The sequence below is a fragment of the Kytococcus sedentarius DSM 20547 genome, assembly GCF_000023925.1.
Taxonomy (GTDB): Bacteria; Actinomycetota; Actinomycetes; order Actinomycetales; family Dermatophilaceae; genus Kytococcus; species Kytococcus sedentarius.
In genome coordinates, this window is the sequence record NC_013169.1 from 1,579,785 (window position 1) to 1,597,198 (window position 17,414).

Sequence of the window (17,414 nt, forward strand, 5' to 3'; positions counted from 1 at the left end):
GGACGGGGAGCGCCACGGATCAGTCTACGGGGCGCCCCTCACCGCCGGGCCGCAAGTGAGGCACGTCGTCCTCCACCTGCAGCAGCTCCGGGCGCGGGGCGCCGCGCTCGACCCCCAGCAGGCGCACCGCACGACCGGACAGCAGCGGCCGGGTCGACTGCACCACCTCGTTGTGCCGCAGGCGCAGGGCGTGCACGCGCTCGGAGGCCAGGGCCAGGGCCCGCTTGGCCGACTGGCTCTGCGGTCCGGTCGACCCGTCCTCGTCGGCGCCCCCGTGCCGCGAGTGGAAGGCCCGGCGCAGGGCCTCGGTGAGGTGCTCCTCGGCCTCCAGGCGCTCGGGGCCCAGCAGGTCCCCCTCGGCCCCGCCGTCACAGGCGTCCAGGACGTCTCCGATGGTGCGCAGCACAATCACGGAGCTGGACGGGTCCAGGCAGCCCAGCCCGACGAACTCGCGGGCAGCGAGCGCTCGCCGCATGAGCGCAGCGTCCAGGGCGGCCCGGGAGGCCTCGATGCGGGCACGCGCCTCCCGCGCCCGGCCGGCGGCGCGGGAGCGCCACAGCCACAACGCACCGGCCGCGAGCACGAGCAGGCCTGCGAGCGCCCCGACACCCAGCGCCTCCACCCACCCCACGGGGTTCAGGTCAGCGGCCCTCATCGTCCCTCCACCTCGTCGTAGACACCCATGACCTCCTGTCCCACCACCTGCCAGTCGAAGCGGGCGGCGCGCGCCCGGCCGGCCTGCCGCATCCTCTCCCGCAGGGGCGGGTCGAGCACGACGTCCTCGAGCACGCGGGCGAGGTCGGCGGCGTCCCCGGCCCGGAAATGCCGGCCAGCGCCCTGCAGCACGGAGACGTACGCGGGCAGGTCGCTGGCCACCACCGGGGCGCCGGCCGCCATGGCCTCCACCAGCGTGATGCCGAAGTTCTCGCCCGTCACCTGCGGGGCGACCATCACGGTGACGCTGCGCATGAGGGAGGCCTTGTCCTGCTCGGAGAGCTCGCCCAGCCACACGATGGTGGTGCGGAACTCCGGGAAGTCCCGCTCGACCATGCTGCGCGCCTCGACCTGGCCCGGCCCGGCGACGAACACGCGGGCACCGGGCGTGCGTCGGACGATGCCGGGCAGCGCCTGCAGCAGCTGCGACAACCCCTTGCGGTGCTCGCTGGACCGCCCGATGAAGGCGAGGGTGGGCCGCCCGGGGCCCTCGGCCCACGGTGCCCGGGGCGCGGGGTCGGTGAAGCGGTGCACCCGCACACCGGTGGGGATCACCCACGGGTCCACCCCGAGGCACTCGCGCACCGAGTCCCGGGTCCCGGGTGAGACGGCGATCGAGGCAGCCAGCGGCGCGAGGACCTCCCGGACCAGGGGCAGCACCTGCCGCACGGCGTGACCGGGCGTGAGCGAGTTGTGGAAGGTGGCCACCAGAGGCAACCGGTCACCCACGACGTCCGCAGCGGTCAAGGACAGGCTCGGGGCCAGCGGCTCGTGGAGGTGCAGCAAGCTCGGCGCCGTGGTCCGCACCCAGGCCTCTACCGCTCGTCGCGGCAGCTGGCCGGAGGTGACGTGCGAGGCCGACCCGACGTAGGGCACCCGCAGGGCGCCCGGCACGACCGTGAGCCCCACGCCGTCGACCAGTCCCCAGGCCCCGGCTGCGACCGGTTCGAGTGGTGCGTCGGCGTCTGCACGCGCGGCGCTGCGCAGGGCCGCGCCCGAGCCGGTCACCGGGGCCAGCACGCTGACCCGGTGCCCCTCCGCCTGCAGGGCCCCCGCCAGGTCTCGCACGTGCGCCTGGACCCCCCCGGGGACGTCCACCGGGAAGGGGCACACCAAGCCGATGTGGCGCGTCACGCCACCTCCCGGCGGACGGCGGCCGCGCGCTGCGCCACCGTGACGGCCCCCAGGAGGGTGAGGACCCCCATCGCCACGGTCAGCGCGGCGTGCGGCAGCCCCAGCCCGACCAGGCCGGTCGTGACCAGGACGAGCAGCAGGCGCTCGGCCCGCTCGGCGATCCCGATGTCGGCCCGCACCCCTAGGCCCTCGGCGCGGGCACGGACGTAGCTCACCAAGAACCCGACGACCAGGCCGCTGAGGGTGAGCACCCCCAGGAGGGTGGCGTGGTCCGCGGACAGCGGCGCCTCGGTTCCCTCCGCGGCGGAGCGCAGCGCCCACCAGGCGATGCCGAGCAGCACCGCCGCGTCACCGACGCGGTCACAGGTGGAGTCCAGGAAGGCCCCCCAGGCGCTCGTGCGCTGCTGCTGGCGGGCCATCGCACCGTCCAGGAGGTCCGACAGGACGAACACCGTGACAACGAGCGTGCCGGCCAGGAACTGCCCCCGCGGGAAGAACCACAGGGCCGAGGCCACCACGCCCACCGTGCCCAGGACCGTCACCGCATCGGGCCCCACACCGGCGCGCAACAGGGTGCGCGCCGCGGGGTCGACGACGCGCGCGAGCGCGGGACGGGCATGACGGTTCAACATGGCGGGCACAGACTAGTCGCCGCGGAGACGCTCCCGGACGGGCCGGGATGTGACATGACGGGCACTGAGCGGATGTGCGGGACAAAGGTGTTCGCAGCGACTAGGGTTGACCACGAGCGCCCTCTTGTCGCACACCTGCGGCGCACCCCCACTCGAGGGCACTGACGAAAGGAGTCCGCTATGTGGACCATCATCGCTTGGGTCGTCGTCGGCGGCATCGCCGGCTGGATCGCCTCCAAGATCATGGGTACGGATGCCTCCATGGGCATTCCGGCCAACATCATCGTCGGCGTCATCGGCGCCGCGCTGTTCGGCTTCCTGTGGAACCTGCTCTTCGCTGACGGCAACTTCATGGACGACCCGTTCAGCATCCCGAGCTTCCTGGCCTCCATCGTGGGCGCCTGCCTGCTGCTGTTCATCGTGGGCAAGGTCACCGGTCGCCGCTGACCCTCCCCGGAGCGAAGGGCCCCGTCGGACTCGTCCGGCGGGGCCCTTTCGTGTGCCCTGCGCCGTCCGGTGGGGGCCAGGTGGCTCAGGGCGCCGGCTCCTCGGCGTGGTCCCCCCAGGCCTCGGCGAGTGCGGCACGCGTGTCCTCCAGCAGCTGCGGCACCGCCTTCGTCCGGGCCACGATGGGGAAGAAGTTCGCGTCCCCGGCCCACCGCGGGACCACGTGCTGGTGCAGGTGCTCGGCGACCCCGGCGCCGGCGATCGCCCCCTGGTTCATACCCAGGTTGAAGCCGTGGCACCCGGAGACGGCCCGCACGGTGCGCAGGGCCTGTCGGGTCAGGGCCGTGAACTCGGCCAGCGCGTCGCCCGCGAGGTCCAGGTACTCCGGCACGTGCTCGTAGGGGCAGACCAGCAGGTGGCCGGGGTTGTACGGAAAGAGGTTCATGGCCACGAAGCAGTGCTCACCGCGCGCGACGATCAGCCCGTCGGCATCGCTGCGCCGGGGGTTGTCGCAGAAGGGACAGCCCGCCGGCTCGCCCCCGCGCGAGGGGTTCGCCTCGAGGTAGGCCATCCGGTGGGGCACCCACAGGCGTTGGAAGCCGTCGGGGACGCCGGGGAGGTCGGCCGCTGACTCGGGGAGCTCGCTCATGGGTGGAGCCTAGTCATCCCCCGGTCGCGGCCCTTCCGCCGCCCCGCGCCCTCAGCGCCTTCGAAAACCATTCTGTCACTGTGATTTTCGCTGGGCATCCACCCTGGGGTTGATCTCCCTGCCGATCTGTCCTACGTTGAGCCCGCCCTCGTTCCCTTGCGGGGGTGGCGATGACCCGCTGAGTCCCACCATGTCGTCGCTGGTGTCCGACGAAAGTCGATGGTGGGAACGGAGCACCCAATCCCGACGACCTCCAGTCGTCTTGGGGTGAAGCCAGATGTCCCTCTGGCCGGTTTCACAGGAGCCGAACCCGACAGGTCATGCTTCGCAAGCGATCCTGAGATCCCTCATGTCTGCAACGACCTTTGAAATCCCTGCTGTCGTCAACCGTCGCACGATGCTGACCGGTGCGGCCGCCGCGGCCGGTGCCACCGCCCTCACCGTGGGTGGCGCCTCCGACGCCAACGCCATGACGCAGTCCTTCCGCCGTTCCATCTACCGCACCGCGCGGACCCGCGAGGGCTACCCCTACGTGTACGGCGCCGAGGGCCCCTACTCCTTCGACTGCTCCGGCCTGGTGCAGTGGGCCCACGCCCGCCACGGCATCACGCTGCCGCGCACGGCCACCACGCAGTACCGCCGCGCCCGCGCCATCTCGAAGCGCTACGCCACGCTGGGCGACATGCTCTTCATCGGCAACTACAACCACGCCTCGCACGTCGGCTTCTACGTGCCGTGGAACGGCCGCGACTACATCTTCCACTCCCCGCGTCCGGGCCGTCGCGTCGTGTGCGACCGCATCTGGACCTGGCGCTACACCACCCGCCGCTTCTACTGAGCAGCGGTCCGCTCCCCCGCGGGAGCGAGTGACTGACCCGAGGGGCCGACACGCGAACGTGTCGGCCCCTCGGTCGTGTCTCCGGCGCCGCGCTCCTCAGACCTGGGCGCGGGTGTCGATCGCCTCGCGGATCCGGGCGATCGCGTCGGCCACCGGGACCCCGTTCTCCTGGGAACCATCGCGGAAGCGGAAGGAGACGGCGCCCGCATCGCGGTCCTCGCCACCGGCGATGAGGGTGAAGGGCACCTTCGACTTGCTCGCGTTGCGGATCTTCTTGGGGAAGCGGTCGTCGCTGGCGTCGATCTCGGTGCGGATCCCCTGGGCCCGCATCTGGGCCAGGACGTCCTCGAGGTAGGGCTGGAAGTCCTCGGCCACCGGGACGCCCAGCACCTGCACCGGGGCGAGCCACACCGGGAACTGCCCGGCGTAGTGCTCCACCAGGACGCCGATGAAGCGCTCGATGGACCCGAACTTGGCCGAGTGGATCATCACCGGCTGCTGGCGCGTGCCGTCCGCCGCCGAGTACTCCAGGCCGAAGCGCTCGGGCTGGTTGAAGTCGTACTGGATGGTCGACATCTGCCAGGTGCGCCCGATGGCGTCCCGCGCCTGCACCGAGATCTTGGGCCCGTAGTAGGCGGCGCCACCCGGGTCCGGCACGAGCTCGAGCCCGGTCTCGGTCGCGACCTGCTCCAGCACCGCGGTGGCCTCGGCCCACTGCTCGTCGGTGCCGATGAACTTGTCCTTCTTGTCACCCTCCTCGGCGCGCGTGGAGAGCTCCAGGTAGTAGTCGTCCATGCCGAAGTCGCGCAGCAGCGAGAGCACGAAGTCCAGCAGGTGCTTCACCTCGCCGGGCGCCTGCTCGCGCGTCACGTAGGAGTGCGAGTCGTCCTGGGTGATCATGCGGACGCGGGTGAGCCCCTGCAACACGCCGGACTTCTCGTTGCGGTACACCGTGCCGAACTCGAAGTATCGCAGCGGCAGCTCGCGGTAGGAACGCTGCTGGGAGCGGTAGATCAGGTTGTGCATCGGGCAGTTCATGGCCTTGATGCGGTAGGCCTGCCCGTCGTCGTCGAGCTCGGGCATCATGCCGTCGGCGTAGTAGGGCAGGTGGCCCGAGGTGTGGAACAGCCCCTCCTTGGACAGGTGCGGGGTGGTCACGTAGGAGAAGCCCTCCTCCACGTGGCGCTTCCAGACGTAGTCCTCCATGGTGCGCCGCAGGATGGCGCCCTTGGGGTGGAAGACCGGCAGGCCGGGACCGACCTCTTCGGGGAAGCTGTAGAGGTCCATCTCGGCACCGAGCTTGCGGTGGTCACGGCGCTCGGCCTCGGCGAGGCGCTCCTGATAGGCCTTCAACTCCTCCTTGGAGGGCCAGGCCGTGCCGTAGACGCGCTGCAGCTGCGGGTTCTTCTCCGAGCCGCGCCAGTAGGCCGCCGCCGAGCGGGTGAGCGCGAAGCCGTTGCCGATGAGCTTGGTGCTGGGCAGGTGCGGGCCGCGGCAGAGGTCTCCCCAGGCCACGGTGCCGTCCTTGCGCACGTTGTCGTAGATGGTGAGCTGGGCGCCGCCCACCTCGGCCGAGGCACCCTCGGCGGCCTCCTCGGCGCTGCCGCCCTTGAGGCCGATCAGCTCCACCTTGTAGGGCTCGCCGGCCAGCTCCACCTGGGCGTCCGCGTCGGAGACCTCACGGCGCACGAAGGTCTGCCCCTCGTTGATGATGCGCTGCATCGTCTTGGAGAGCTTCTTCAGGTCCTCGGGGGTGAAGGGCTCGGCGACGTCGAAGTCGTAGTAGAAGCCGTCGGTGATGGGCGGGCCGATGCCGAGCTTGGCGTCCGCGAACTCCTGCTGCACCGCCTGCGCCAGCACGTGGGCGGCGGAGTGGCGCAGGATGTCCAGGCCGTCGGGCTCGTCGATGAGCACGGCCTCGACCTCGTCGCCGTCGGCGACCTCCCGGTAGAGGTCCCGCAGCTCGCCGTTCACCCGGGTCGCCACCACGCGGCGGTCGTCCCCGAACAGATCGGTGCCGGTGGTCCCCGTCTCGGCCGTACGGGATGCGCCGTTCACGGTCAGACTGATGGGGGCCATGACTTCTCCTGTTCGTGCAGCGGTCGCTGCATCGTCGATGGGGTGCGCGGTGCCCTGACGGGCGCCGGCGGGCAGTCTACGTCGGGCGGCCACCTCTCCCCCAGCCGCCGGGCACGCGAACGCCCCGGGGTCCTGGTGGACTCCCGGGGCGGTGACGGTGGGCGCAAAGGGACTCGAACCCCTGACCTCTCGCGTGTGAAGCGAACGCTCTAACCAACTGAGCTATGCGCCCGTGCACTCGCACCGACTCGTCGGTGCGACGGCAGACAGTACCCCATCGTCCAGCCCGCGCGCCAATCAGCCCGGTGGGCGTGCCGGGGTCGCCGTCCCCCGGCGCGCTCAGCGGCGCCAGACCGGCTCGCGCGGCACGCCGCCCCACTCCACGAGGAGGTCACCCCAGCGGGCCGGGATCCCCGGCGGGTGCCCCAGGAGGAGGCCGATGCACCAGACGATGGCGGTGGCCGCCACGAAGGTGACCAGCAGCATGCCGAGCCGCACCCCCCACCCCTGACGGGCGAGCCAGTGGCCGAAGGCGAGCACCTTGCCCCGCACCCAGAAGAGCACCCGGGAGGCGAAGGGGAACTCGGTGGCCAGGATGAACAGGCCCACGAACACCACGGCCCAGCCCGGCCCGGGGAAGGGCACCATGATGAGGCCGACGACGACCACCACCAGCCCGGACAGTCCCACCAGGAGCTTGTACACCGGGCCCACGCCCGGCAGGCCGCGCAGCCGGTTGCGCCACGCCCAGTCGCGCTCGTGCAACGGGACCGGCTCGGTGGGCGCCGACTGGCCCGGCGGCACCCAACGAGTGGCGGTCACGGGTCCGGGGTGGCCGCAGCGTTCTCGCGGAAGAGCTCCTGCAGACGGCGAGTCACCGGCCCCACCTCGAGCGTACGGTCGAACGAGACCCCGTGCTGCTGCGAGGGTGCCGGCGGCGCGGCCAGGCCCGGCGCCGTGGCGACCGGCGACTCGGCGATCTCCACCAGGCGGTCCACCGGCTGGATCGACCGGATGGAGCTGGTGATGAACAGCTCGTCCGCCGTGGCCAGGTCCGCCATGGGCATCTGCTCCTCGCGGACCTCGATGCCGGCCGCGCGGGCCCACTCGATCACCAGGCCGCGGGTGACGCCGGCCAGCGGCCCCCGGTCCAGGCCCGGGGTGCGCACGACCCCGTCGGTCACGACGAAGGTGTTGGAGCCGGTGCCCTCGCACAGGTCGCCGTCGCTGGTGGCGAACAGGCACTCAGTGGCGCCCACCTGCCCGGCCGCCAGCAGCATCACGGCGTTCTCGGCGTACGAGGTGGTCTTCAGGCCGGTGACCGTCGAGTACAGGTTGCGGCGCCACGGGCCCACGGCGACGGTGGTCGGCCCCTCCATGCCCGGGTCGGCAGCCAGGGCCACGATGTAGGTGGGCTCGGTCTCGTAGCGACCCGAGCCCAGCGGCCCGCGCCCTCCGGTGACCGTGTAGCGCAGGCGCGCCAGCGGTGGGACGCTCCCCTTCTCGCCCGCGGCGGCCAGCACCGCATCGATCCCCTCGTCGAGCCGGGCCCGGTCCAGCGGCGCCAGGCCGATGCCGGCGAGCGAACGCTCCATCCGGTCGTGGTGGCGGGTACGTGCGAAGACCCGGCCGTCGCGGACCTCGGCTGTCTCGAAGACCCCGTCGCCGACGGTGATGCCGTGGTCGATGGGCAGGATGGCGGCCTGGTCGGCCGGCACGAGGCGGCCATTCACCCAGACGATGGGCTGTACGTCGTTCATGGGGCCACTGTAGGACCGCGTGGACCCACCCCACCTAGGCTGCCGGTATGACAGCGCAGACGGACCCGGACCAGATCGTCGCCGACCTCCCCACCGGGGAGGATGCGTACTTCCTCCCACTGGGTGACGGCCGCTACCAGCCCACGATCCACATCCAGGGCGCCTGGCGCACCTGGGAGCACCACCTGGCCCCGGTGGTCGGCCTGGTGACCCACGAGGTGATGCGCCACGAGCCGCGCGAGGACATGCAGCTCTCGCGGCTGACCGTGGAGGCCTATGGCGTGATGCCTGCGATGCCGTCCACCATCGAGGTCCGCACCGTGCGCCCGGGGCGCACCATCGAGCTGCTCGAGGCGACGATGACGATCGGCGACCGGGTGGTCGTGCGCGCCCACGCCTGGCGCATCCAGGTGGTGGACACCGCCGAGGTCGCCGGCCAGGAGATCGAGCACCTGCCCGAGCCGGGGTCGCTGCCGGAGTGGGACGGCATGCACATGTGGAGCGGGGGATTCATCAGCTCGCTGGACTTCAAGGAGATCGAGGGTCACGGTCCGGGGCGCGGACGGGCGTGGCTGCGCACCGACCTGCCGCTGGTCAAGGACCAGGAGGTCTCCCCCATCGCCGCCGCCCTGGGCCTGTCGGACACGGCGAACGGCATCGGCCCCCGCAAGGACCCGCGGGAGTGGATGTTCCCGAACGTGGAGATCAGCATCCACATCTGGCGCCAGCCCGAGCCCGGCTGGGTGGGGCTCGACGGGCAGGTGGCGTGGGGTCCGACGGGCGCCGGGCTGACCTCCACGTGGATGCACGACGCCCACGGCGCCTTCGCCCGCATCGAGCAGTCGCTGACCGTGCGGCCGATGCCCGCGTCGCTCTGAGGCCGCGCCCCGGGCCGGCGGGGCCCGGGGCGCCGGCGCCGGCGAGCCGGTCGACACGCCCTGGTTTGGCAGCGGGCACGAACTTGGTTATTGTTGCCCAGCGCCGTCGGGACCGGGTCGTGAGAATTGGCTCAGTCGCAACGCGCAGGCGGACATAGCTCAGTTGGTAGAGCGCAACCTTGCCAAGGTTGAGGTCGCCGGTTCGAGCCCGGTTGTCCGCTCCGAGGTCCTCCGACCTCTCGAGGGTCAGACCTCATGGTGGAGTGGCCGAGAGGCGAGGCAGCGGCCTGCAAAGCCGTATACACGGGTTCGAATCCCGTCTCCACCTCGAGGTGACGCATCCGTCACCTGCACGTCGGAGTGATCCGACACGGGCGATTGGCGCAGTGGTAGCGCGCTTCCTTGACACGGAAGAGGTCACTGGTTCAAACCCAGTATCGCCCACCAGCGCAGTGGCGCCCCGGCTCCGGCCGGACGCCCCGCGCAGGCGGACATAGCTCAGTTGGTAGAGCGCAACCTTGCCAAGGTTGAGGTCGCCGGTTCGAGCCCGGTTGTCCGCTCCACGTCAGAAGGCCCGCACCCCCAGGGTGCGGGCCTTCTGCATGGCTACTCCCCCGCGTCGTCGAGCAGCCGGCGGTCGTCGAGCATCCGCCGCAGGGTGAGCCCGTTGAACGCCGCGTGGCCGTGGTTGTCGTTGTTGAAGTACACGTACGCGGGGCGCCCGCCATCGGTCAGCTCAGCCAGGCGCGGCACCCAGGCGGCCAGCTCCTCATCGGAGAAGGACCCGCCGTAGCGCCAGTTCGGGTCGGCGTTGTGGAAGCGCACGTAGGCCAGGCGTCCCGCCGCCCGGACGATGGGTTCCTGCTCGGCGATGACCGAGACCACGAACCCGGCGCCGTGGTGGTCCAGCAGGTCCAGGACCCCGTCGTCCAGCCCCTCCAGCCAGCTCTCGTGCTGGAACTCCACGGCCACCCGCACCCGCTCGGGCAGCAGGCCCAGGAAGTGGCCCAGCCGGTCGTCGTCGCGCGCCAGGTTGGCCGGCAGCTGCATCACCAGCGGCCCCGCGTGGTCGCCCAGCAGGTCCATCGTGTGCGTGATGCGCTCCACCCAGTCCTGCGGCTCGCCCAGCTTGCGGAAGTGCGTCAGGTAGCGCGAGGCCTTCACCGCCATGTCGAAGCCGTCGGGCATCCGGTCGCGCCACCCCTCGACCGTGCCGTCGGAGGGCCAGCGGTAGTGCGATCCGTCCAGCTCGACGGTGTCGAAGTGCTCGGCGTAGTAGTCGAACTGGTCCTTCACCCGCAGCTCGTCGGGGTAGAAGGTCCCGCGCCAGTGCTTGTAGGTCCACCCGGAGGTGCCGATGCGGACGTCCACCTCAGGTCCCGCAGAAGGTCACGTGGGGCGGGCAGCCCTCCGGAGCCGTGCGTGCGAGGTCGTCCAGGCCCGGGCGCTCGGTGAAGGGCTCGCGCAGCGCACCGACCAGCCGCTCGAAGGGCGCGAGGTCGCCCGCGGTCGCTGCGGCGAGCACCTCCTCGACCACGTGGTTCCGCGGGACGTAGACCGGGTTCACGGCCCGCAGGCGCGCTGCCCTCTCGGGATCGCCCGCCGCCTCGGCCTCGTCGGCCAGGGCGCGGAAGGACGCGGTGTGGTCCAGTCCCTCGGCGGTCAGGTGCTCGAGGTACTCGGCCACCCGCCCCGCATCGGGTTCGGCCAGGCCGAGCTTGGCGGAGAACACGGCGGTGTGCTCCGCCCGGTAGGTCTGGGCAAAGCCGGTGACCACCTCGGTGGCCCGCTCCACCGCCGCGTCGGCGTCGTCGTCGATGAGGGGCAGCAGCGCCTCGGCGAGCCGCGCGAGGTTCCACTGCGCGATCGCCGGCTGATTGCCGTAGGCGTAGCGGCCCTGGGTGTCGATCGAGCTGAAAACCGCCTGCGGGTCGTGGGCCTCCAGCATGGCGACGGGCCCGTAGTCGATGGTCTCGCCCAAGAGGGTCATGTTGTCGGTGTTCATCACCCCGTGCACCAGGCCGACGCCCATCCACTGCGCGACCAGGCGGGCCTGGGCGTCCGCCACGGAACGCAGCAGCGCCAGGGCGGGGGGCTCGGGGGTTCCCAGCAGCTCCGGGTGGTGCCGCTCCAGGGCGTACCGCACCAGGCGCGCGGTCACCTCCGGGCCGTGGGATGCCGCGGCGTGCTGGACGGTGCCCACGCGCAGGTGGCTGGAGGCCACCCGGGCCAGCACGGCCCCGGGCAGGGCGACCTCCCGCAGCACCTGCTCCCCCGTGGCCACCACGGCCAGGGACCGGGTGGTCGGGATGCCCACGGCGTGCACGAAGACGCTCATGAGGTGCTCCCGCAGCATCGGGCCCACGGCCGCCTTGCCGTCGCCGCCGCGGGCGAAAGGGGTGCGGCCCGATCCCTTGAGGTGCAGGTCCACGGTGCGGCCCGCGGCGTCGGTGAGCTCGCCCAGCAGCAGCGCCCGCCCGTCGCCCAGCAACGGGGAGAATCCGCCGAACTGGTGCCCCGCGTAGGCCTGGGCGACGGTCGGCGGCGCGTCGGGCAGCGCCGAGAGGTCCCCGGTCAGGAAGGCCAGGCCGGCCGCGGAGGCCAGCCACCCCGCATCGAGACCGAGGTCGGCGGCCACGGCCTCGTCGAGGGCGAGCAGCCGGGGCTCGGGCACCGACGCGGCCTCCCAGGGCTGCGAGAGCTCCGGGAGGGCCGCGGCGTACCCCTGCACCAGGTGGGGCAAGGGGGTCATGCTCAGTCCATCTGCGTGAAGTTGGCCTCGTCCGGGTTCGGGAAGAGGCGCGTGTCGGTGTCCAGCCCGGTGATCTCGGCCATGTCTCCCTGGCTCAGCTCGAAGCCGAACAGGTCGATGTTCGAGGCGATCCGCTCGGGCGTGACCGACTTGGGGATCACGATGCGGCCCTCCTGCAGGTGCCAGCGCAGGACCACCTGGCCGGGCGTGACGCCCTTCTCCTGGGCGATGCGGGTGATCGCCGGGAGGTCGAGGTCCTTGGCCTGTCCCAGCGGGGCGTAGGCCTCGACGGCCAGTCCGTGCTCGCGCGAGGCCTGCTGGGTCTCGGGCTGCTGGAAGCTGGGGTGGAGCTCGATCTGGTTGACCGCCGGCACGACCGTGGAGCCCTGGAGCAGGTCCCGCAGGTGGTGCGGCAGGAAGTTGGACACGCCGATGGCGCGCGCCAGACCGTCGCGGAAGCCCTGCTCCAGGTCCGCCCACGCCTCGCGGTAGGTGCCCAGGCCCGGGGCGGGCCAGTGGACCAGGTAGAGGTCCACCCGGTCCAGGCCCAGCTGCTCCAAGCTGGTCTCGAAGGCGGCGCGGGCGGTGCCGGCGGCCTGCTCACCGTTCCGGAGCTTGGTGGTGACGAACAACTCCTCGCGCGGGATGCCGGAGGCACGCAGCGCCTTGCCGACGGCCTCCTCGTTGGCGTAGCCCGCAGCGGTGTCGATGTGGCGGTACCCGGCCTCGAGCGCCGTCTCCACCGCCTGCTGCGTCTCGCGCGGGGGGACCTTGAAGACCCCGAAGCCCACCTGGGGCATCTCGACCCCGTTGTTCAGGGTGATCGTGGGGACGTCCTGGGGTGCTGCCATGGGTGGCCTCCTCATCGGTGGGTGTCCCCGTGGTCAGCACCCCGGACGGCGTTCGTGTTCCCGCTGCGGGGGATCAGTCCTGTGCAGCCTCGGTCTCGGTCTCGGCCTCGAGCTCCGCGACCGCCTGCGCGGCAGCCTCGGCCTCGGCCTGCTCACGAGCGGCGATCTGCTCGCGCAGGCGCTCGGTGTTGGCCTCGACGTCGAAGTCCGCCTCGGGCCACTGGAGGTCCAGCGCGTGCAGGTGCTCCAGCACCAGCTGCTGCACCGCCAGGCGGGCGTACCACTTGCGGTCGGCCGGCACGACGAACCACGGGGCGCCCTGGGTGGAGCAGCGCGTGAGGGCCACCTGGTAGGCCTCCTGGTAGTCGTCCCAGTACTCACGCTCGTCGAGGTCGCCGGGGTTGAACTTCCAGTGCTTGTCCGGGCGCTCCAGCCGCTCCATGAGCCGCTCGGACTGCTCCTGCGGCGAGATGTGCAGCATCACCTTGACCATGGTGATGCCCTCGTCGGCCAGCTCGCGCTCGAAGGCGTTGATGAGCTTGTAGCGCTCCTTCCACTTCTCCGGCGGCACCAGGTCGTGCACGCGCGCCACCAGCACGTCCTCGTAGTGGGAGCGGTCGAACACCCCGACGTGACCCGGCTCGGGCAGCTCCTTGCGGATGCGCCACAGGAAGTCGTGCTTCTTCTCCTGCGCCGTGGGTGCCTTGAAGGCCGCGATCTGCACGCCCTGCGGGTCCATCGCACCGATCACGTGGCGCATGACGCCGCCCTTGCCGGAGGTGTCCATGCCCTGCACGACCAGCAGCAGACGGCGCTTCTCCCCCCGGGTGCCGGCCGCCCACAGCCGCTCCTGCAGCTCGTCGAGCTCGTCGTTGCTGGCGGCCATGGCCAGCTTTCCCTGCACCTTGTTGCCCGTGAAGGCCGGCGTGGACCGCGGGTCGACCTCCTCCAGCCGGAAGCCGGTGTCCACCCGCAGGGCGTCGCTGAAGGGCGTGGCGCCGGGCTCGATGGCACCGGCCGCCTCCCGCTCGGCCTGCTCACGGACCTTCGCGGCCTCCTTGAGCTCCTTCGTGAGCTCCTTCTTCTGAGCCTTCGCTGCTTTCTCGACCTTCTCGAGCTTCTTCTTGGCGTCCTTCTTCTTTCCCATGAACCCACTCTGCCACCCTGTCTGCATGCGTGACCTGATGACCGGCCAGGCGCCCCTCGCCGACGCCGACCTGGCCGAGCTCTACGCCCCACCCCTCGATGCGGTGAGCCTGGGTGCCGCCCGCACCCGCGGACTGTGGGTGCGCACCAACCTGGTGACCTCCCTGGACGGCGCCGTGACCGGGCCCGATGGGGTGAGCGGCTCGCTGGGCACGGAGCCCGACGCCCGGGTGTTCGGGCTCCTGCGTGCCTTGTGCGACGTGGTGCTGGTGGGTGGCTCCACCGCCCGCCGGGAGGCCTACCGGCCGGTGACCGTCGACCCGCGCTGGGCGCCCTTCCGGACCGCTGCCGGACTGGGCGAGGAGCCACCGCTGTTGGCCGTGGTGTCCCGCAGTGGCGAGCTCGGGGCGGAGCTGACCGGGGCCGACCGGGTCCTGACGGTCGACGCGCGCGACGGGTTCGCCGGCGTGCTTCAGGACGTGCGCGACGCGGGCCACCGCGTGGTGCTCTGCGAGGGCGGGCCGTCGATCTGGCAGCAACTGCTCACCGAGGAGCTCGTGGACGAGTGGTGCCAGACCCTGGCGCCCACCCACATCGGTGGTGGCGAGGGCTCGCTCCCGGGCGCGCTGTCCACCCCCTTGCGGTGGGAGCTGGCCGGGATGCTGGAGGAGGACTCCGTGGTGCTCAGCCGCTGGCGGAGGAGTCCTGGCGCGTGACGAAGCGCTGCACCACCTGCTCCCACCCCTGCGGGTCGGTGTTCCACTCCCGGCAGTGCATGCCGGCGGGCCACTCGCTGAGGGTCACCAGGTCCGGGCGCAGCTCGGCCAGCTCCCGGGATGAGGCCACGGGGACCACCTCGTCCTGGCGGGAGTGGATCACCAGCATCCGGTGGCGCAGCTCGCCGGCGCGGTCCAGCCAGTTCATGAGCGCCAGGTCGCGCGGCTCGCTGATGGCGAAGAGGAACTTGGCCTCCTCACGCCCCATCAGGTGCCGGGCCAGCTGCTCCACCCCCGCCGGCACCCGCGCCCGGCTGGCGGCGTGCGAGAGCACCCGCCCCCAGTCGACGACCGGAGCGTCCAGCACGACGGAGGACACCGCATCGGCATGGGTCGACTGGGCGAGGGTCTGCAGGACGATCGCTCCCCCCATCGAGTAGCCGACCAGGACGATCTCGGTGGCGCCGTGCTCCACGGCGTGCTGCAGCGCGGCGTCGATGTCTCGCCACTCGGTGAGGCCCAGGTTGTAGCGGCCGTCGGCGCTGCGCGGCGCCTCGGTGTCGTTGCGGTAGGCGGGCACCAGGCAGGCGTAGCCGGCCTCGCGGAAGGGGGCGATGGCGCGGAAGCCCTCCTCGCGGCGCGCGGCGCGTCCGTGGACGGTGACCATCCAGCGGTCGTGGCGCAGCGCCGGCCCGTCGGCGACGCCCTCGGGGAGCACCTGCCAGCACGGGAAGTCCCCGATGTCGGAGGTCAGGCTCAGGTCCCGCGCCGCGAGGCCCAGGGCCTGCTGCGGGTCGCGCGGGAAGTAGTACGGGTTGAGCCGGGCAGGGCCGGGCTCCGGGAGCTCGTCGTCCACCGTGTCCAACCGGCGCACCACGCGCCCGGTGTCCTCGTGGTGCTCGATGACGTCGCTGAACCGCAGGTGCCCGTCACCGCCCTTCAGCCACAGCCCGTAGCGACCGGGCTGCAGGGTCAGACCGTTGGCCGCGAGGGTGACGGTGCGCAGGTGGGTGTCGACGGCCAGGAGCTCGCAGTCGTCGGGGTGCACCGCATCGGGGGTGAGCACGCGACGGCCGAAGTAGGCCGCGGTGCCCACCACGGCGGCACCCGTGACGGCGGCGGTGCTCCCGACCACCCAGCCGGTCACCGCCCCGATGCGTCGCCACATGGCGGCCGTCAGTGCCATGGGGCGATCCTACGCAGGGTCGCTGGAGGCATGGACAGTTGCCGGGGCGTGGGGCCTCACTCGTCCTCCACCCAGTCCAGGGTGCGCTCGACGGCCTTGGACCAGCGGCGCACCTCCCGCTCGCGCACCTCTGCGGTCATCTGCGGCTCCCAGCGGCGGGACTCGCGCCAGTGGGCGGCGAGCTCTGCGGTGTCCTGCCAGAACCCGATCGCCAACCCGGCCGCGTAGGCCGCGCCCAACGCCGTGGTCTCGCTGACCTCCGGCACGAGGACGGGAAGGCCCAGGACGTCGCTCTGGAACTGCATCAGGGTCTCGTTGACCGTCATGCCCCCATCGGCCCGCAGCTCGCTCACCTGGAGGTCGAGCTCCCGTGCGTCTGCCCGCATCGCGTCCACCACCTCGCGGGTCTGGAAACCGGTGGCCTCCAGCACGGCACGCGCGATGTGGCCCTTGTTCACGTAACGGGTCAGCCCCACCAGGGCCCCTCGCGCATCGGACCGCCAGTGCGGGGCGAACAACCCCGAGAAGGCCGGCACGAAGTAGGCGCCGCCGTTGTCCTCGACGGTGGCGGCCAGCTCCTCCACCTCGTCGGCGGTGCCGATGAGGCCGATGTTGTCGCGCAGCCACTGCACCAGGGAGCCGGTGACCGCGATGGATCCCTCCAGGGCGTACACCGGGTCGTCCTCGCCGAGCTTCCAGCACAGCGTGGTCAGCAGCCCATGGTGGGAGGTCACCGGCTCGCTGCCGGTGTTGAGCAGCAGGAAGTTGCCCGTGCCGTAGGTGTTCTTGGCCATGCCCGGGGTGAAGCAGGCCTGTCCCAGGGTGGCTGCGTGCTGGTCACCCAGGGCGCCGGCCACGGGGACGCCGGCCAGGATGCTGTCGCTGTCCACGACGCCGTAGACCTCGGAGGACGAGCGGATCGCCGGGAGCATCGACATCGGGATGTCCAGGTCCTCGCAGACGCCGGGGTCCCACTGCAGGGTGCGCAGGTCCATCAGCATCGTCCGCGAGGCGTTGGTGACGTCCGTGACGTGGACCCCGCCGCGCGGGCCGCCGGTCAGGTTCCAGATCACCCACGAGTCCGTCGTGCCGAACAGGAGGTCCCCGGCCGCGGCCCGCTCGGCGGCCCCCTCGACGTGGTGCAGGATCCAGCGCAGCTTCGGGCCGGCGAAGTAGGTGGTCAACGGCAGGCCGCACACGTCGCGGAAGCGGCCGTCCCCCATCGGCTCGCCGTCCTCACCGGGCTCACCGGCGAGCTCCTCCACGTCGGCGCGGGTGCGCGTGTCCTGCCAGACGATGGCGTTGTACACCGGCTGCCCGGTGTGGCGGTCCCAGACCACGGTCGTCTCCCGCTGGTTGGTGATACCGAGCGCCGCCACCTGCGAGGCGTTCGTGTCCGCGGCGGTGAGGGCCCCTCCCAACACCGTGCGGGTGGTGCGCCAGATCTCCATCGGGTCGTGCTCCACCCACCCCGGCCGGGGCAGCACCTGCTCGTGCTCCAGCTGGTCGGAGGCGACGATGCGGCCGTCGTGGTCGAAGACGATGGCGCGCGTGCTGGTGGTTCCCTGGTCCAGGGCGAGCACGTAGCGGGGGCTGCTCATGGGGGCACCCTGCCACGGGTCACCAGGGCAT

17 protein-coding genes, 5 tRNA genes and 1 riboswitch are annotated in these 17,414 nt (G+C 71.9%); of the genes, 8 read left to right on the forward strand and 14 right to left on the reverse strand.

All coding sequences use genetic code 11. The annotated features are described in order from the left end of the window. Nucleotides 1-19: 19 nt before the first annotated feature. From KSED_RS13665 to pgsA, 3 genes are read right to left on the reverse strand one after another with little or no spacing between them, the layout of a single operon-like run. A complete protein-coding gene (locus KSED_RS13665) occupies nt 20-655 on the reverse strand; it encodes a hypothetical protein (protein WP_015779503.1) in 636 nt (211 codons plus the stop codon). After that, nucleotides 652-1,848: a glycosyltransferase family 4 protein gene (locus KSED_RS07515; RefSeq protein ID WP_015779504.1), complete on the reverse strand. Its 1,197-nt coding sequence runs from the start codon at nt 1,846-1,848 to the stop codon at nt 652-654. Before KSED_RS07515 ends, KSED_RS13665 begins: the two co-directional genes overlap by 4 nt. Continuing rightward, a complete protein-coding gene (gene pgsA / locus KSED_RS07520) occupies nt 1,845-2,480 on the reverse strand; it encodes a phosphatidylinositol phosphate synthase (protein ID WP_041290896.1) in 636 nt (211 codons plus the stop codon). The genes KSED_RS07515 and pgsA overlap by 4 nt, the downstream gene beginning before the upstream one ends. Nucleotides 2,481-2,660: 180 nt before the next feature. Between pgsA and KSED_RS07525 the strand changes: the two genes are divergently transcribed. Then, entirely contained in the window at nt 2,661-2,927 is a 267-nt protein-coding gene (locus KSED_RS07525) for a GlsB/YeaQ/YmgE family stress response membrane protein (protein WP_015779506.1), read from the forward strand. Between the two features lie 85 nt (nt 2,928-3,012). On the opposite strand, the gene KSED_RS07530 is transcribed toward KSED_RS07525, so the two are convergent. Continuing rightward, entirely contained in the window at nt 3,013-3,576 is a 564-nt protein-coding gene (locus tag KSED_RS07530) for an HIT family protein (protein ID WP_015779507.1), read from the reverse strand. A gap of 187 nt (nt 3,577-3,763) precedes the next feature. Then, a riboswitch (cyclic di-AMP (ydaO/yuaA leader) is annotated at nt 3,764-3,925 on the forward strand. Between KSED_RS07530 and KSED_RS07535 the strand changes: the two genes are divergently transcribed. Continuing rightward, nucleotides 3,926-4,414 carry a C40 family peptidase gene (locus KSED_RS07535; RefSeq protein WP_041290897.1) on the forward strand — a complete coding sequence of 163 codons (489 nt, stop codon included), beginning with the start codon at nt 3,926-3,928 and terminating at the stop codon, nt 4,412-4,414. It begins immediately after the preceding riboswitch. A 96-nt stretch (nt 4,415-4,510) separates the two neighbouring features. Here KSED_RS07535 and thrS read toward each other — a convergent pair whose 3' ends face one another. The 4 genes from thrS to KSED_RS07555 all read right to left on the reverse strand — a co-directional run bounded on the left by thrS (nt 4,511) and on the right by KSED_RS07555 (nt 8,253). Then, nucleotides 4,511-6,493 (reverse strand): threonine--tRNA ligase, encoded by a 1,983-nt coding sequence (gene thrS / locus KSED_RS07540; RefSeq protein ID WP_015779509.1) that lies wholly within the window; start codon nt 6,491-6,493, stop codon nt 4,511-4,513. A 158-nt stretch (nt 6,494-6,651) separates the two neighbouring features. Then, nucleotides 6,652-6,725: transfer RNA gene (locus tag KSED_RS07545), tRNA-Val, on the reverse strand. A gap of 107 nt (nt 6,726-6,832) precedes the next feature. Next, nucleotides 6,833-7,315: a TIGR02611 family protein gene (locus KSED_RS07550; RefSeq protein WP_015779510.1), complete on the reverse strand. Its 483-nt coding sequence runs from the start codon at nt 7,313-7,315 to the stop codon at nt 6,833-6,835. Continuing rightward, the gene (locus KSED_RS07555; RefSeq protein ID WP_015779511.1) at nt 7,312-8,253 is read right to left on the reverse strand and encodes an aminotransferase class IV; all 942 of its coding nucleotides are present in this window, start codon (nt 8,251-8,253) and stop codon (nt 7,312-7,314) included. The genes KSED_RS07550 and KSED_RS07555 overlap by 4 nt, the downstream gene beginning before the upstream one ends. Before the next feature lie 47 nt (nt 8,254-8,300). Here KSED_RS07555 and KSED_RS07560 point away from each other — a divergent pair, with 47 nt between their 5' ends. The 5 genes from KSED_RS07560 to KSED_RS07580 all read left to right on the forward strand — a co-directional run bounded on the left by KSED_RS07560 (nt 8,301) and on the right by KSED_RS07580 (nt 9,694). Beyond that, complete coding sequence (locus KSED_RS07560) at nt 8,301-9,131, forward strand: thioesterase family protein (protein ID WP_015779512.1); 831 nt, start codon at nt 8,301-8,303, stop codon at nt 9,129-9,131. Nucleotides 9,132-9,279: 148 nt separating this feature from the next. Further along, nucleotides 9,280-9,352 (forward strand) — tRNA-Gly (locus KSED_RS07565). A 36-nt stretch (nt 9,353-9,388) separates the two neighbouring features. After that, nucleotides 9,389-9,459 (forward strand) — tRNA-Cys (locus KSED_RS07570). A 44-nt stretch (nt 9,460-9,503) separates the two neighbouring features. Beyond that, nucleotides 9,504-9,578, forward strand: a tRNA-Val gene (locus tag KSED_RS07575). 40 nt (nt 9,579-9,618) lie between these two features. Further along, nucleotides 9,619-9,694: transfer RNA gene (locus KSED_RS07580), tRNA-Gly, on the forward strand. Nucleotides 9,695-9,737: 43 nt separating this feature from the next. Here the strand turns inward: KSED_RS07580 and KSED_RS07585 are convergent. The 4 genes from KSED_RS07585 to KSED_RS07600 all read right to left on the reverse strand — a co-directional run bounded on the left by KSED_RS07585 (nt 9,738) and on the right by KSED_RS07600 (nt 13,881). Then, complete coding sequence (locus tag KSED_RS07585) at nt 9,738-10,502, reverse strand: DUF72 domain-containing protein (protein ID WP_015779513.1); 765 nt, start codon at nt 10,500-10,502, stop codon at nt 9,738-9,740. A 1-nt stretch (nt 10,503) separates the two neighbouring features. After that, on the reverse strand, nt 10,504-11,883 hold the full coding sequence (locus KSED_RS07590) for a protein adenylyltransferase SelO (RefSeq protein ID WP_015779514.1): 1,380 nt from the start codon (nt 11,881-11,883) through the stop codon (nt 10,504-10,506). Between the two features lie 2 nt (nt 11,884-11,885). Continuing rightward, nucleotides 11,886-12,734 carry an aldo/keto reductase gene (locus KSED_RS07595; RefSeq protein WP_015779515.1) on the reverse strand — a complete coding sequence of 283 codons (849 nt, stop codon included), beginning with the start codon at nt 12,732-12,734 and terminating at the stop codon, nt 11,886-11,888. Between the two features lie 73 nt (nt 12,735-12,807). Next, nucleotides 12,808-13,881 (reverse strand): polyphosphate kinase 2 family protein, encoded by a 1,074-nt coding sequence (locus KSED_RS07600; protein WP_015779516.1) that lies wholly within the window; start codon nt 13,879-13,881, stop codon nt 12,808-12,810. A 25-nt stretch (nt 13,882-13,906) separates the two neighbouring features. Here KSED_RS07600 and KSED_RS07605 point away from each other — a divergent pair, with 25 nt between their 5' ends. After that, nucleotides 13,907-14,596: a dihydrofolate reductase family protein gene (locus KSED_RS07605; RefSeq protein ID WP_015779517.1), complete on the forward strand. Its 690-nt coding sequence runs from the start codon at nt 13,907-13,909 to the stop codon at nt 14,594-14,596. Here KSED_RS07605 and KSED_RS07610 read toward each other — a convergent pair. Together KSED_RS07610 and glpK are read right to left on the reverse strand one after the other, a co-directional pair. Then, nucleotides 14,565-15,782: an alpha/beta hydrolase family protein gene (locus tag KSED_RS07610; RefSeq protein ID WP_015779518.1), complete on the reverse strand. Its 1,218-nt coding sequence runs from the start codon at nt 15,780-15,782 to the stop codon at nt 14,565-14,567. The genes KSED_RS07605 and KSED_RS07610 overlap by 32 nt on opposite strands. Nucleotides 15,783-15,838: 56 nt before the next feature. Continuing rightward, nucleotides 15,839-17,383 carry a glycerol kinase GlpK gene (glpK, locus tag KSED_RS07615; RefSeq protein WP_015779519.1) on the reverse strand — a complete coding sequence of 515 codons (1,545 nt, stop codon included), beginning with the start codon at nt 17,381-17,383 and terminating at the stop codon, nt 15,839-15,841. Nucleotides 17,384-17,414 lie beyond the last annotated feature (31 nt).

Coding starts and splice junctions, on each gene's coding strand:
- KSED_RS13665 (WP_015779503.1), bottom strand. CDS start 655: ATGAGGGCCGCTGACCTGAACCCCGTGGGGTGGGTGGAGGCGCTGGGT.
- pgsA (WP_041290896.1), bottom strand. CDS start 2,480: ATGTTGAACCGTCATGCCCGTCCCGCGCTCGCGCGCGTCGTCGACCCC.
- KSED_RS07525 (WP_015779506.1), top strand. CDS start 2,661: ATGTGGACCATCATCGCTTGGGTCGTCGTCGGCGGCATCGCCGGCTGG.
- KSED_RS07530 (WP_015779507.1), bottom strand. CDS start 3,576: ATGAGCGAGCTCCCCGAGTCAGCGGCCGACCTCCCCGGCGTCCCCGAC.
- KSED_RS07535 (WP_041290897.1), top strand. CDS start 3,926: ATGTCTGCAACGACCTTTGAAATCCCTGCTGTCGTCAACCGTCGCACG.
- thrS (WP_015779509.1), bottom strand. CDS start 6,493: ATGGCCCCCATCAGTCTGACCGTGAACGGCGCATCCCGTACGGCCGAG.
- KSED_RS07555 (WP_015779511.1), bottom strand. CDS start 8,253: ATGAACGACGTACAGCCCATCGTCTGGGTGAATGGCCGCCTCGTGCCG.
- KSED_RS07560 (WP_015779512.1), top strand. CDS start 8,301: ATGACAGCGCAGACGGACCCGGACCAGATCGTCGCCGACCTCCCCACC.
- KSED_RS07590 (WP_015779514.1), bottom strand. CDS start 11,883: ATGACCCCCTTGCCCCACCTGGTGCAGGGGTACGCCGCGGCCCTCCCG.
- KSED_RS07595 (WP_015779515.1), bottom strand. CDS start 12,734: ATGGCAGCACCCCAGGACGTCCCCACGATCACCCTGAACAACGGGGTC.
- KSED_RS07600 (WP_015779516.1), bottom strand. CDS start 13,881: ATGGGAAAGAAGAAGGACGCCAAGAAGAAGCTCGAGAAGGTCGAGAAA.
- KSED_RS07605 (WP_015779517.1), top strand. CDS start 13,907: ATGCGTGACCTGATGACCGGCCAGGCGCCCCTCGCCGACGCCGACCTG.
- KSED_RS07610 (WP_015779518.1), bottom strand. CDS start 15,782: ATGGCACTGACGGCCGCCATGTGGCGACGCATCGGGGCGGTGACCGGC.
- glpK (WP_015779519.1), bottom strand. CDS start 17,383: ATGAGCAGCCCCCGCTACGTGCTCGCCCTGGACCAGGGAACCACCAGC.